The 12,587-nt window shown below is 53.1% G+C and carries 13 protein-coding genes; 5 read left to right on the top strand and 8 right to left on the bottom strand.

The features are described from left to right. Positions 1 to 19 precede the first annotated feature (19 nt). The 5 genes from accD to pdxB form a co-directional block, all read right to left on the bottom strand. On the bottom strand, positions 20 to 934 hold the full coding sequence (gene accD, locus IB196_RS07060) for an acetyl-CoA carboxylase, carboxyltransferase subunit beta (RefSeq protein ID WP_005129681.1): 915 nt from the start codon (positions 932 to 934) through the stop codon (positions 20 to 22). Positions 935 to 1,083: 149 nt separating this feature from the next. Beyond that, entirely contained in the window at positions 1,084 to 1,743 is a 660-nt protein-coding gene (locus tag IB196_RS07055; RefSeq protein ID WP_040231369.1) for a DedA family protein, read from the bottom strand. A 24-nt stretch (positions 1,744 to 1,767) separates the two neighbouring features. Beyond that, complete coding sequence (gene truA / locus IB196_RS07050; protein ID WP_005129692.1) at positions 1,768 to 2,580, bottom strand: tRNA pseudouridine(38-40) synthase TruA; 813 nt, start codon at positions 2,578 to 2,580, stop codon at positions 1,768 to 1,770. Beyond that, complete coding sequence (locus IB196_RS07045) at positions 2,580 to 3,593, bottom strand: aspartate-semialdehyde dehydrogenase (protein ID WP_188232033.1); 1,014 nt, start codon at positions 3,591 to 3,593, stop codon at positions 2,580 to 2,582. Before IB196_RS07045 ends, truA begins: the two co-directional genes overlap by 1 nt. Positions 3,594 to 3,660: 67 nt before the next feature. After that, positions 3,661 to 4,797 carry a 4-phosphoerythronate dehydrogenase PdxB gene (gene pdxB / locus IB196_RS07040; protein WP_149691453.1) on the bottom strand — a complete coding sequence of 379 codons (1,137 nt, stop codon included), beginning with the start codon at positions 4,795 to 4,797 and terminating at the stop codon, positions 3,661 to 3,663. A 108-nt stretch (positions 4,798 to 4,905) separates the two neighbouring features. Here pdxB and flk point away from each other — a divergent pair, with 108 nt between their 5' ends. Further along, positions 4,906 to 5,913, top strand: coding sequence for a flagella biosynthesis regulator Flk (gene flk, locus IB196_RS07035; protein ID WP_040231473.1), 1,008 nt, complete (start codon positions 4,906 to 4,908; stop codon positions 5,911 to 5,913). Here the strand turns inward: flk and IB196_RS07030 are convergent. Next, on the bottom strand, positions 5,910 to 7,088 hold the full coding sequence (locus tag IB196_RS07030; protein WP_149691452.1) for an MFS transporter: 1,179 nt from the start codon (positions 7,086 to 7,088) through the stop codon (positions 5,910 to 5,912). The genes flk and IB196_RS07030 overlap by 4 nt on opposite strands. Positions 7,089 to 7,267: 179 nt before the next feature. Then, on the bottom strand, positions 7,268 to 7,642 hold the full coding sequence (locus tag IB196_RS07025) for a bacteriophage protein (protein ID WP_040231475.1): 375 nt from the start codon (positions 7,640 to 7,642) through the stop codon (positions 7,268 to 7,270). A gap of 172 nt (positions 7,643 to 7,814) precedes the next feature. On the opposite strand from IB196_RS07025, the gene IB196_RS07020 reads away from it, so the two are divergent. From IB196_RS07020 to IB196_RS07010, 3 genes are all read left to right on the top strand, one after another. Continuing rightward, positions 7,815 to 8,072 carry a helix-turn-helix domain-containing protein gene (locus IB196_RS07020; RefSeq protein ID WP_005129710.1) on the top strand — a complete coding sequence of 86 codons (258 nt, stop codon included), beginning with the start codon at positions 7,815 to 7,817 and terminating at the stop codon, positions 8,070 to 8,072. 150 nt (positions 8,073 to 8,222) lie between these two features. After that, positions 8,223 to 8,591 (top strand): NlpC/P60 family protein, encoded by a 369-nt coding sequence (locus IB196_RS07015; RefSeq protein ID WP_040231374.1) that lies wholly within the window; start codon positions 8,223 to 8,225, stop codon positions 8,589 to 8,591. Then, positions 8,591 to 9,109 (top strand): YbjP/YqhG family protein, encoded by a 519-nt coding sequence (locus IB196_RS07010; protein WP_005129713.1) that lies wholly within the window; start codon positions 8,591 to 8,593, stop codon positions 9,107 to 9,109. Before IB196_RS07015 ends, IB196_RS07010 begins: the two co-directional genes overlap by 1 nt. A 47-nt stretch (positions 9,110 to 9,156) precedes the next feature. Here IB196_RS07010 and fabB read toward each other — a convergent pair whose 3' ends face one another. Then, the gene (gene fabB, locus IB196_RS07005) at positions 9,157 to 10,377 is read right to left on the bottom strand and encodes a beta-ketoacyl-ACP synthase I (RefSeq protein ID WP_005129715.1); all 1,221 of its coding nucleotides are present in this window, start codon (positions 10,375 to 10,377) and stop codon (positions 9,157 to 9,159) included. Positions 10,378 to 10,536: 159 nt separating this feature from the next. Here fabB and mnmC point away from each other — a divergent pair, with 159 nt between their 5' ends. After that, positions 10,537 to 12,537 (top strand): bifunctional tRNA (5-methylaminomethyl-2-thiouridine)(34)-methyltransferase MnmD/FAD-dependent 5-carboxymethylaminomethyl-2-thiouridine(34) oxidoreductase MnmC, encoded by a 2,001-nt coding sequence (gene mnmC, locus IB196_RS07000; RefSeq protein WP_040231375.1) that lies wholly within the window; start codon positions 10,537 to 10,539, stop codon positions 12,535 to 12,537. Positions 12,538 to 12,587: the final 50 nt, after the last annotated feature.

Genomic DNA, 12,587 nt, shown 5'->3' with positions numbered 1-12,587 from the left:
AAATCCATAGAGTAAACTATCAGACCTCTGATTCCTGATCAGCTGCCGGAGGCACCACCTCGCCTTCACGCGGCTCATCCGGATTCGGCGCAGGAAGATTCATCAGCTTCGCCAGAACGCTTGCCAGTTTCAGACGCATTTCCGGACGGCGGACGATCATATCGATAGCGCCTTTTTCAATCAGGAACTCGCTGCGCTGGAATCCCGGCGGCAGTTTCTCACGTACGGTCTGCTCGATCACACGCGGCCCCGCAAAGCCAATCAGTGCTTTCGGTTCGGCAATGTTGAGATCGCCCAGCATCGCGAAGCTTGCGGAAACACCGCCCATCGTTGGGTCAGTCAGTACAGAAATATACGGTAAACCGCGTTCCTGCATTTTCGCCAGCGCGGCAGAGGTTTTCGCCATCTGCATCAGAGACATCAACGCTTCCTGCATACGCGCTCCGCCAGAAGCGGAGAAGCAGATCAGCGGACAGTTATCTTCCAGCGCCTGTTCAACGGCACGGACAAAACGCGCGCCGACCACAGAGCCCATGGAGCCGCCCATAAACGCGAACTCGAATGCCGCAGCAACGACCGGCATACCATGCAGTGTGCCTTTCATTACCACCAGCGCATCTTTCTCGCCGGTTTCTTTCTGCGCAGAGGCCAGTCTGTCTTTGTATTTTTTGGAATCACGAAACTTCAGCACATCTTTCGGCTCAAGCTCGCTACCCAGTTCCACAAGAGAACCTTCATCTAACAGGCTATGCAGGCGATTACGCGCCGACATGCGCATGTGATGGTCACACTTCGGACAGACCTCAAGATTACGTTCCAGCTCAGCACGGTATAAAACCTGACCGCAGCTATCACACTTGGTCCACACCCCTTCAGGAATGCTTGCCTTGCGGGTGGGAGTAATGTTGCTTTTAATTCGTTCAATCCAGCTCATTGGTGACCTTTCTGCCTGAACCCTAGTCAGCTTTGTTATAAGGGGCGCATAATGCCATTTTTGCCCCTAACAGACCATGAATGTTGCACATTAAAACATAACAGCCCGAAACTTTGGATAAAAAAGTGGTCGAACCGCTGAGTTACTTTCTATTTTGCAGCCCGTGACGCAGCACGCTTATGGCGAATCACTTCAATCACTCCCGGCAATACGGAAAGAATGATAATCGCCACAATCAATAATTTCAGGTTTTCCTGAACGATCGGCAGATCGCCGAACAGGTAGCCTGCGTAGGTGAATAACAATACCCACAGCAGAGCGCCGACGACGTTATACATCGCAAAATGACGGTAGGACATGTGTCCCATCCCGGCAACAAACGGCGCAAATGTACGCACGATAGGCACGAAACGCGCAAGAATAATGGTTTTACCGCCATGACGCTCATAGAACGCATGGGTTTTATCCAGATAGCTGCGGCGAAAGATTTTGGAATTGGGGTTGCTGAACAGCTTCTCGCCAAACAATCGCCCGATGGTGTAATTCACCGCATCGCCCACAATCGCCGCCACTATCATTAACGCCACCATCAGATGGACATTAAGATCGTTCGTTGGCAGCGCAGAAAGCGCACCAGCAACAAACAGCAGCGAATCTCCTGGCAGGAACGGCGTGACCACCAGTCCCGTTTCACAGAACAGAATCAAAAACAGAATAGCGTATACCCAGATACCGTATTCCGCGACCAGCTCCGCCAGGTGCACATCAATGTGCAGGATAAAATCGATGAGGAAGTAAATCAGATCCATAATTTTGCCTTTATACGACTCAAATTAGTCCGCCAGAAATAGCGGGCCCATTGGCGGTTTTGGCAGGTCGAACCGATCCGGGTAATCTACTGCAACCAGATACAGTCCTTCCGCTTTCGCCGTTGCCGCTGCCAGCGTTCTGTCCTTCGCCGCTAACAGTTCTGCTATCCAGCTCTCCGGCTGGTTGTGGGTGCCTACTTCCATCAGGCTGCCGACAATATTCCTGACCATATGATGTACAAAGGCATTCGCTTTAATATCCACCACCACATACGCACCGAAACGTTCGACGTTAATGTGCATCACGTTACGCCACGGTGTGCGCGACTGACACTGCACCGCCCGAAACGAGGTAAAATCATTTTCGCCAATCAGACACTGGGCCGCACGATGCATACGCTCAGCGTCCAGCGGCTCATAGTAATGGGTTACCCCTTTACCTAAAACCGCAGGGCGCAACCGATGATTGTAGATGATGTAGCGATAACGGCGAGCCGTGGCGCTGAATCGGGCGTGAAAATCATCGGGTACAGCTTTCACCCAACGTACGGCGATGTCACCAGGTAAATTCGCATTTACCCCCAATGTCCAGGCCGCATCTTTACGCTGGGCAGTCGTTTCAAAGTGCACAACCTGCCCTGTGCCATGAACGCCCGCATCCGTGCGTCCCGCACAAAAGACATTAATGCGTTCATTCGCCACCTGAGAGAGCGCTTTTTCCAGTTTTTCCTGAACACTACGCACTTCGTTCTGGCGCTGCCAGCCATAATATTTGCTGCCGTCGTACTCGATGCCCAGCGCAATTTTATGGGTTGACGGCTGTTGCAGGTCAGACATTAGTACAGGTACTCCTGCACCAGTTTTTCCGCAATTTTCACCGCCATCAATGCCCCGCCAAAGCGTACGTTGTCTGCCACTGACCAGAACTGAACCTGCTCCGGCATGCCGTAATCGTTATGCACGCAGCCAATGGAAAGGTGCGGAGAGCCTGACGCATCGCCAACCTGAGTCGGGAAATCGGTCTCTTCTGACAACACCACATCTTCACCGCGTGAAAACGCGTCACGTGCTTCTTCCGCCGCCAACGGACGCAGGGCTTCAAAATTCACCATCTGTGCATGACCGTAGAATACCGGTGACTGCACGATGCTGGCTGAAATTAACAGGCCATCATCCTGCATAATTTTACGGACTTCATCGACGATACGACGTTCTTCGCGCACACTGCCTTCGCGATCGGGCAACAGCGGTAGCATATTGAACGCCAGTTGGCGGCCAAAGAAGTCATCCTCGTCAATCGGCATGCCATTAAGCAATTTCGCACTCTGTCCGGCCAGTGCGTCTACGGCTTTTTTACCGTGAGCGGAAGCCGAGATAATGTTGGTTACCGTAATACGTGAGAGGCCACCGTCATCGATCAGCGGTTTCAGCGCGGAAAGCAGTTGACTGGTCAGGCTGTTTGGCACCGCGATAACGTTACGATTGCGGTAATCCGCCAGTACAAATGGGTTAACGTCCGGGACGACCAGCGGAACGTCAGGCTCGAGCGCAAACAGACCACTGCTGTCAATCACCAGACAACCGGCATTGGTTGCTTCTTCCGCCCATGCGGCAGTGGCTTCAACGCCCGCGACAAAAAATGCCAGTTGAGCCTGGGTCCAGTCAAAGTCAGCAACATCCTGGACAATGACCGATTTACCGTTAAAACGCAGGTGTTCACCGGCGCTTTCATTGCGTGCCAGCGCATAGATTTCACCGACCGGGAACTGGCGTTCAGCCAGCGTATCGAGCAGGGCTTCGCCTACGGCGCCCGTTGCGCCCAGAATGGCAATATTCCAGCCTTCAGACATGGTGATTTACTCCAGAAATACATAAGCGTCCCTGTCGTATTATTCGACAGGGAGCATTAAGAAGACATTAATGTGCCGGATGATGAACGGCGTTAAAACCCAGCTTACACAGCAGGGCTGCGGCAGCAGCATCGTCACACATTACGTATAAAGACGACCATTCGCGACGTTCAAGATAATTCTTGCGCAGTTTATCAAATTCACCCGGAATTCCAGCAACTTTGCGCAGCGGCGCATCATCGCGGCGCACATCATACACTAAATGAACCAGCCTTTTCAGTGTTGGCTGATCTAACGGGCCATGCAGGGTGATACGACCAAATTCCGGCGCGGGCAACAGGGTACTGAGCGCAACGTGCTGCTCGTGACCAATAAACTTACTATAGGCCTCAAAGACCTGCGTGGTGCCACGCGCTTTCCCTTCCAGGGTATACCCGGCAATGTGCGCCGTGCCAATATCGGCTTTCTTCAGCAACGCCACGTTGAGATCCGGCTCTCCTTCCCAGACATCCAGCACAACGCTCAGCGGCTGCCCGGCATTCAATCGGTTCAGCAATGCCGTATTATCCACGACCGGCCCGCGGCAGGCATTAATCAGAATGGTGCCCGGTTTCAGGCGGCTAATCAGCGCCTCATCGGCCAGGTGCAACGTTTTGTAGGATCCGTCTTTAAACAACGGCGTGTGGAAGGTCAACACGTCTGCTTGCTCAACCAGATCCTCCAGCGCGCGGAAATCGCCCTCGTCACCGCGATCGGCACGCGGCGGATCGCACAGCAAGGTGCGGATCCCTAATGCTTCCAGGCGCGCCTGTAAACGCCCCCCCACATTACCTACGCCAACAATACCGACCGTACGGTCACGTAAGGTAAAACCGTCGCGCTCAGCCAGCATCAGCAGCGCAGAGAAGACATATTCCACTACCGCAATCGCATTGCAGCCGGGAGCAGCAGAAAAACCAATGCCTGACTGCGCAAGCCAGGCATCATCCACATGATCAGTGCCTGCCGTTGCCGTACCAACAAACTTTACCGGTTTTCCACTGAGTAGCGATGCGTTTACTTTCGTCACCGAACGCACCATTAGAGCATCCGCATCATCCAGTTCTGTGACGGGAATCGGGCGACCGGGAACCGCTTTGACCTCCCCCAAACGACTGAACAGTTCGCGGGCATAGGGCATATTTTCATCAACGAGGATTTTCACGTCTTTCGCACCTGTTTGAGAACGAGAGTTAACCGGGCAAGTGTGCCATAATCTCGCCGCCAGGCATACTGCGAGACCTGGTTAGCACAGATTTAAGGAACAGAGATGATGCAGCCCATTTCAGGTACGCCCGCCCGCCCTCCCGGCGAAGGCCAAAATGCCCCTTCCGCTGCGGGTGAACAACCGTTATCCACGCAACAACGTACCGTACTGGAACGACTGATTACCCGTTTGATTTCGCTTACCCAACAGCAAAGCGCTGAGGTGTGGGCCGGAATGAAGCACGATCTGGGCGTCAAAAGTGATACGCCATTGCAGTCACGTCACTTTCCTGCCGCGGAGCAAAACCTGAACCAGCGACTGGAGGTTGCTCAGCAAAATCATGCCAATCGTCAGGTGCTGTCACAGCTCACGGAATTACTGAGTCAGGGAAATAACCGCCAGGCGGTGAGTGATTTTATCCGTCAGCAGTTTGGGCAAACGGCGCTCAGCCAGCTCACGCCAGAGCAGTTGAAGAACGTGCTCACGCTGTTGCAGCAGGGGCAGCTTTCGATACCGCAACCGCAGCAACGGCCGGCCACCGACCGTCCGCTATTACCTGCAGAGCACAATACGCTGAACCAGTTGGTGACTAAACTGGCGGCGGCTACCGGAGAATCCGGCAAGATGATCTGGCAGTCGATGCTGGAGCTGTCTGGTGTAAAAAGCGGCGAGCTGATCCCCGCCAAACAGTTTACGCATCTGGTGACATGGCTGCAGGCGCGTCAGACCCTCAGTCAGCAAAATGCGCCGACGCTGCAAACGTTGCAGGCGGCGCTAAAACAGCCGCTGGAGCCAAATGAGCTAACGGTCATAAAAGAGTATGCGCAGCAAACGTACCAGATCCAGCCACAAACGATCCTGACAGCGGTACAAGTGCAGGACTTGCTGAATCAAATCTTCCTGCGCCGCGTGGAACGTGACCGGGAGCAGGAATTAAACGATCCGCGTCATCTTCAACCCATTTTCAGCCCGTTCGCACCGGTGATTGAAACGGTAAAAACACTGTCGGCACGACCGGGGCTGATGTTTGTCGCCTTGCTGATCGCATTAGCCCTGTTCTGGTTGCTTGCTTAACCTTTCCGCAGAGTCAGCAGCGTCACGAAAATGCCCACCACCGCGGAAATCGCCCCGGCAAGGAATACCGAGGAGTAACCGTATGCAGTGGCCAGAACCCCGGCGACAGGGCCGCTTATGCCGTAGGAGATATCCTGAAATGCGGCGTAACCGCCTAGCGCCGTACCACGAACCTGGGCAGGCACTCGCTTCACCACCTCCACGCCCAGCGCCGGGAAGATCAGCGAACACCCGGCCCCGGTTAATGCCGCTCCCAGCAACGCAATCCAGGCAGAGGGAGCCTGCCACAGCAAAATCAGACCCGCGGTTTCAACCAGCAACGAAACAACAGCAACCTTCACACCGCCAAACCTGTCCGGCATCCAGCCAAACAGAATGCGCATCAGCACAAATGCCCCGCCAAATGCGGTCAGAGTGAAACCCGCCATCGTCCAGCCGTTGCTGACAAAATAGAGCGAAATAAAGGTACCGATTACCGCAAAGCCCACGCCCTGCAGCGCCAGGCCCAGACCCGGTTTCCAGATAAGCCCTACCACACTCCATAACGAAGGGCGTTCTCCTGCATGTGCAGGCACTTTGCGCACGGTGCCATTGAATGCCCATGCCAGCAGCGGTAATACCATCGTGGTTCCTGCCAGCGCCGCAAAGCCAAAGTGGCTGTGGATCAGAAGCCCCAGCGGCGCCCCCGCGGCCAGCGCGCCGTAAATCGCCATTCCGTTCCACGACATAACCTTACCGGAACGCGTTGGCCCAACCAGCCCCAGCCCCCAGGTCAGCGTTCCGGTGAGCAACTGGCTTTCGCCAAAACCAAGGATCAAACGCCCGACAATCAACAACGCAAACTTCACCGGAACGGAAACGGGCAATAGCGCGGCTAACAGCCACGCCGCGCCCGCCAGCGCACAGGCAAACATCCCCTGTAGCGCCGAACGTTTAGCACCATATTGATCGGCTAAGCGCCCGGCGTAGCCGCGCGTTAATACCGTTGCCAGAAACTGTACGCCTACGGCGATACCGACCATGGTGTTGCCATAGCCCAGCTCCTGATGCACAAACAGAGGAATGACGGGCAGAGGTAAACCGACCGTCATATAGGTCAGGAAAACCGCAAAAGCGATACGAAACAGCGAAAAATTCGCCGAAGATGTTTTTTCTTGTTGGGTTACAACTGTCATGCGTTACTCCAAAATGCAGAGTAAGGCGAGGAATGTCCACGCCCCCTCTACCTGACTATCAGGATTAAGGTGCGTTGGATAACGTTAAACGCTTACGCATTATCAAGAGGATAATGTTGAAGCTGGAGTCTGCCTGCGAGTGGCCCTGGCTGTCAACTGTGAAAGCATAGCAGTGCGTTTCAAAGCGATGACTTCTCTACGAACAAAAAGGGAAATACCGCATCAATGCCTTTCGCTCTGAATCGCCCGGTTACCTGTTCACGCTGCTGCGGCGTCAGGAGCAGGAACATCATATCCCAAATCTCTTTGGGTCCTGCTTCCTGCACGATGTTGCGATCTGATGCTTCTGTTTTCTCATTTTCATTCAGATACGAGCGTACATACAGTGGGAACACAGAAATATGAAATTCCTCGGCCTTAGATTTCGCACGCTTACGCTTAACGCCCTCTTTCCCTGCACTGTAGGTATTTAAGCGCAGGCGTACAGCGGGTGCGCTTCCAGGAAACCCCGGTAATTCAAGACACTCCTTTACCGTGAACCACTCTTTTACCATCAGTTTCTTTCCTTTCTGCTGATGAAATAAAAATATTTTTTCTTTTTCGCGAAATTTCAAATTAATTCTGGCAATATTCCTACGACAAAAAAGAAAGTAACGTTCTTTTGTCTTTCTAATTTTCAACCTGAAAAATATCGGTGCCGATAACACATCTTCTTAGGATTACAGAATGGAACAAAAAAGCCAAGACTGGCATCGTGCAGATATTAAAAGTGCACTGGAAAAAAGAGGCATTACACTAAGAGAGTTGTCACGTGCGGCGGGTTTATCTCCTGACTCGCTGCGTAATGTATTTACCCGCAGTTGGCCCCGGGCAGAACAGCTCATCGCACAGGCGCTGGAAACCACGCCGGACGTAATTTGGCCGTCACGCTATCTCTCAAAATCAGCCAAAAAAGCCGTTACAAAGAATAATCACCAATTATAAATACATTATCCATAATTTACACAGCAGATTAATTAATATCTCAATCAAATATATTTACGATATTAATAGCACTATCGGCTATTTCCATCAGATTAAATCCTGTTAAAGCAATACACGAACTTATTACATATTCCATTAACAGGAGTCATGATGAGCTGGAATAAAACAACAGCAGTTAATCACGCTAAATCACACGCGGGTTCACATTCTCAAGGACGCTGCGCGGAATTTACCCGCAAAGCCATTCAGGCTGGAGGTATCACTCTTGGGAATACCTATCATGCTAAAGATTATGGCCCCATGCTAAAAAATGCCGGTTTCAGCCCCATCGGCACATTTGAACAACCCCGGGAAGGAGATGTCGTCATTATTCAGCCTTATGAAGGAGGAAACCCAAGCGGGCATATGGCGATATTTGACGGTCAGGCGTGGTACTCCGATTTTAGACAACGTGATATGTGGGCGGGGCCTGGCTATCGGGCGGCAAAACCGTCATACACTATTTACAGGAAACCGTAATGAAAGCGTTCTCGTTGATTGCTGTGGTTTTGTTACTTTGTGGCTGTTCTTCATCCCACCGTGACAGCACTCAGGATGTTCAACAATTCTATCTCGCGTGGATGTCCGCATACACACAAGATCGGGATACGTCCGCGCTCATGCAACGCTATGTAGCGAAAGACGTTATCAATCGTCTGGCGCTGATTGCTAGTCTTTACGAGCAGGAAATACTGGATTCTGACTACTTTATGTACGTGCAGGATTACGACCCAGAATGGATCCCGCTGCTACGGGTTGGAGCGGCTCAACCCTTTCTCGGTGGCGAAAAGGTGGAAGTACAATTAGGTGGGCCGACAGGCGAAACCCCCATGCTGCTGGAAGTGTATACGCGTTGGGAAGACAGGCGCTGGAAAATTTATCGCGTTCGCAATATTAGCGATCATTATGAACAGCCCATCTACAGTGCCGGGGATATTACCCGTGCGAAAGCATGGTCTGCGGAGATCTCACCGGAGTACGAAAAGATGAATAAGTAAAAAAGGGAGCCTGACGGCTCCCTTTCGTGTGCTGCATGAGCCGAGACTTATGCTTTCAGCTTACGCATAACCAGCGTGGCGTTGGTGCCGCCAAAACCGAAGCTGTTAGACATAACAGTCGTCAACGCTTGCTCGGTCGGTTTAGTCACGATATTCAGACCTGCAGCCTGCTCGTCCAGCTCTTCAATGTTGATGCTTGGCGCGATAAAACCGTGTTCCAGCATCAGCAGAGAGTAGATAGCTTCCTGAACGCCAGCCGCACCCAGTGAGTGACCGGTCATGGCTTTGGTTGCAGAAATGGCCGGGCTGTTATCGCCAAAGACTTCGCGGATTGCGCCCAGTTCCTTCACGTCGCCTACCGGAGTAGAAGTACCGTGGGAGTTCAGGTAGTCAATCGGGGTATCAACACCGTGCATCGCCATCTGCATGCAGCGAACTGCACCTTCACCTGACGGAGCAACCATGTCTGCGCCATCAGACGTTGCGCCGTAACCGACGATTTCCGCATAGATGTGCGCGCCACGAGCCAGAGCGTGTTCCAGTTCTTCGACAACAACCATACCGCCGCCGCCTGCGATAACAAAACCGTCACGGTGTGCATCATAAGTACGGGAAGCTTGAGACGGGTTGTCGTTATATTTGGTAGACAGCGCGCCCATTGCGTCGAACTCGCACGCCATTTCCCAGCACAACTCTTCGCCGCCGCCTGCAAAAACGATGTCCTGCTTGCCCAACTGAATTTGTTCAACAGCGTTGCCGATACAGTGTGCAGAAGTTGCACAGGCAGAGCTGATGGAGTAGTTGACGCCGTGGATTTTGAACGGTGTCGCGAGGCAGGCAGAAACGCCGGATGCCATCGCTTTGGTGACCACATACGGGCCAACCGCTTTCAGACCGCGCGGGCTGCGCATTGCGTCAGCGCCGAATACCTGAAAACGCGGGGAGCCGCCGCCGGAACCTGCAATCAGGCCAACGCGCGGATTGTTCTGGTAATCTTCTGCAGCCAGGCCGGCATCAGCCACTGCCTGCTCCATAGAAAGGAAAGCATAGATGGATGCGTCGCTCATAAAGCGCACTACTTTGCGGTCAATGAGGCCAGTGGTATCCAGTTTTACGTTGCCCCAAACGTGGCTACGCATGCCGGAGTCCTTCAGCTCCTGAGAGAAAGTGATCCCTGAACGTCCTTCACGCAGAGATGCCAGGACTTCCTGCTGGTTATTACCGATGCTGGAAACGATGCCCAAGCCAGTAATCACTGCACGTTTCATTCAATACCTCTGTAAGTCGCACTATTTTAAAGTTTCGAGTGGCACAATAGCGTACACTTGTACGCCGAACAAGTCCGATCAGCCATTTAATGTGGAAATTTGCGCAGCCAGGCACTCCTCGTTAAGATCGGGGCACAGCCTGCCAGACGAGTAACTTACGTGAAACAATACGCAATACAACCTGCCAACCTTGAATTCAACGCTGAGGGTACACCTGTTTCCCGAGATTTTGACGATGTCTATTTTTCCAATGATAACGGGCTGGAAGAGACACGTTACGTCTTCCTTGGCGGCAACCACCTCGCCGAACGTTTTCCTGTGCACCCACGCCCGGTGTTCGTGGTGGCAGAAAGTGGCTTTGGCACCGGACTTAACTTCCTCACGCTCTGGCAGGCATTCGCCGCCTTTCGCGCTACCCACCCTGAAGCTATCCTGGAAAGATTACATTTCATCAGTTTTGAAAAATTTCCGCTGACGCGTGAGGATCTGACATTAGCGCATCAGCGCTGGCCGGAACTGGCGTCGTGGGCAGAGCAACTCCAGGCACAGTGGCCACTGCCGCTGGCGGGTTGCCATCGTCTACTGCTTGATGAGGGGCGGGTTACTCTGGATCTGTGGTTCGGCGACATCAACGAACTCACCGATAAGCTGGACGAGTCCCTGAACCAACAGGTTGATGCCTGGTTCCTGGACGGCTTCGCCCCGGCAAAAAATCCGGATATGTGGACGCCAACACTCTTTAACGCCATGGCCAGACTGGCCCGACCAGGTGGTACGCTGGCAACTTTCACTTCGGCTGGTTTTGTACGCCGGGGATTGCAGGAAGCCGGATTTACAATGCAGAAGTGCAAAGGTTTTGGTCGTAAACGTGAAATGCTGTGTGGCGTGATGGAACAGACGATGACGCCCCCTTCATCAGCCCCGTGGTTTTTGCGTACAGGAACGGAGAAACGTGAAGCGGCCATTATTGGCGGTGGTATTGCCAGTGCATTACTGTCTCTGGCGCTACTGCGTAGAGGCTGGCAGGTCACGCTCTACTGCGCTGACGATAAACCTGCGCAGGGTGCTTCCGGCAATCGTCAGGGCGCACTCTATCCGTTGCTCAGTAAACATGATGTGGCGATTACGCTTTTCTTCCCTACCGCATTTACCTTTGCTCGTCGCCTGTACGACGCACTACCCGTTAATTTTGCCCATGACTGGTGTGGCGTAACACAGCTCGCCTGGGATGAGAAAAGCCAGCAGAAAATCAGCCAAATGCTATCACTTGAACTCCCCAGGGCGCTCGCCGTCGGGGTAGACGCAGATCAAATTTTGCAAACAACAGGCGTAGCAACCGAATGTGATGGCATCCAGTACCCGGCCGGCGGATGGCTGTGTCCGGCACAGCTTACCACTGCCGTTCTTGACTATGCGACAACGCTTGGGTTACGTACCCACTACCAACACACACTGACCTCACTTGCTCATCAAACCGCCAGCTGGCAGCTGCAGTTCGCCAGTGGAAAAACGGCAACACATGAGGTCGTGGTTCTGGCAAATGGGCATTGTATTCACCGTTTTGAACAGACTCAGTCACTACCGGTGTATTCCGTTGGCGGTCAGGTAAGTCACATTCCCACGACGCCTTCGCTTTCCGCACTACGTCAGGTTCTGTGCTACGACGGCTACCTTACCCCGCAAAACCCGGAAAATCAGCAGCACTGTATTGGCGCCAGCTATCATCGGGGTTCTGAAGAGACGTCGTTCCGTCATGATGACCAGCGACAAAACCGTCAACGTTTGATCGACTGCTTGCCGGCTGCGGCATGGGCAAAAGAAGTGAATGTCAGTGATAATGCTGCCCGTTGCGGCGTCCGTTGTGCCACGCGCGATCATTTACCGATGGTCGGTAATGTGCCGGACTATAACACCACACTCGATCAGTATGCCCGGCTTGCAGAAGACAAAGAGCATGCTTTAAGCGCACCGGTATACCCGGATTTGTTCATGTTGGGCGCGCTAGGGTCACGTGGGCTATGTTCTGCCCCGCTATGTGCAGAAATTCTGGCCGCGCAAATGAGCGATGAACCTATTCCCATGGATGCCAGCACGCTGGCGGCGCTGAATCCGAATCGTCTGTGGGTACGGAAGTTATTGAAGGGTAAAACGGTGAAATAAAAGGATGGGGGGTCATCCGATCATTGCCTGATGGCGCTACGCTTATCAGG

This window comes from Citrobacter sp. C6_1, assembly GCF_014596835.2.
GTDB lineage: Bacteria > Pseudomonadota > Gammaproteobacteria > Enterobacterales > Enterobacteriaceae > Citrobacter > Citrobacter pasteurii.
The sequence above is the reverse complement of the archived record's forward strand: the minus strand, read 5'-3'. Positions and strand labels throughout refer to the sequence as shown.

Excerpts from the sequence above, each read along its gene's own strand:
- truA (WP_005129692.1), bottom strand. The coding sequence starts at position 2,580 with ATGTCTGACCTGCAACAGCCGTCAACCCATAAAATTGCGCTGGGCATC.
- IB196_RS07015 (WP_040231374.1), top strand. The coding sequence starts at position 8,223 with ATGAGCTGGAATAAAACAACAGCAGTTAATCACGCTAAATCACACGCG.
- IB196_RS07055 (WP_040231369.1), bottom strand. The coding sequence starts at position 1,743 with ATGGATCTGATTTACTTCCTCATCGATTTTATCCTGCACATTGATGTG.
- IB196_RS07020 (WP_005129710.1), top strand. The coding sequence starts at position 7,815 with ATGGAACAAAAAAGCCAAGACTGGCATCGTGCAGATATTAAAAGTGCA.
- fabB (WP_005129715.1), bottom strand. The coding sequence starts at position 10,377 with ATGAAACGTGCAGTGATTACTGGCTTGGGCATCGTTTCCAGCATCGGT.
- IB196_RS07045 (WP_188232033.1), bottom strand. The coding sequence starts at position 3,593 with ATGTCTGAAGGCTGGAATATTGCCATTCTGGGCGCAACGGGCGCCGTA.
- IB196_RS07010 (WP_005129713.1), top strand. The coding sequence starts at position 8,591 with ATGAAAGCGTTCTCGTTGATTGCTGTGGTTTTGTTACTTTGTGGCTGT.
- flk (WP_040231473.1), top strand. The coding sequence starts at position 4,906 with ATGCAGCCCATTTCAGGTACGCCCGCCCGCCCTCCCGGCGAAGGCCAA.
- IB196_RS07030 (WP_149691452.1), bottom strand. The coding sequence starts at position 7,088 with ATGACAGTTGTAACCCAACAAGAAAAAACATCTTCGGCGAATTTTTCG.
- IB196_RS07025 (WP_040231475.1), bottom strand. The coding sequence starts at position 7,642 with ATGGTAAAAGAGTGGTTCACGGTAAAGGAGTGTCTTGAATTACCGGGG.
- accD (WP_005129681.1), bottom strand. The coding sequence starts at position 934 with ATGAGCTGGATTGAACGAATTAAAAGCAACATTACTCCCACCCGCAAG.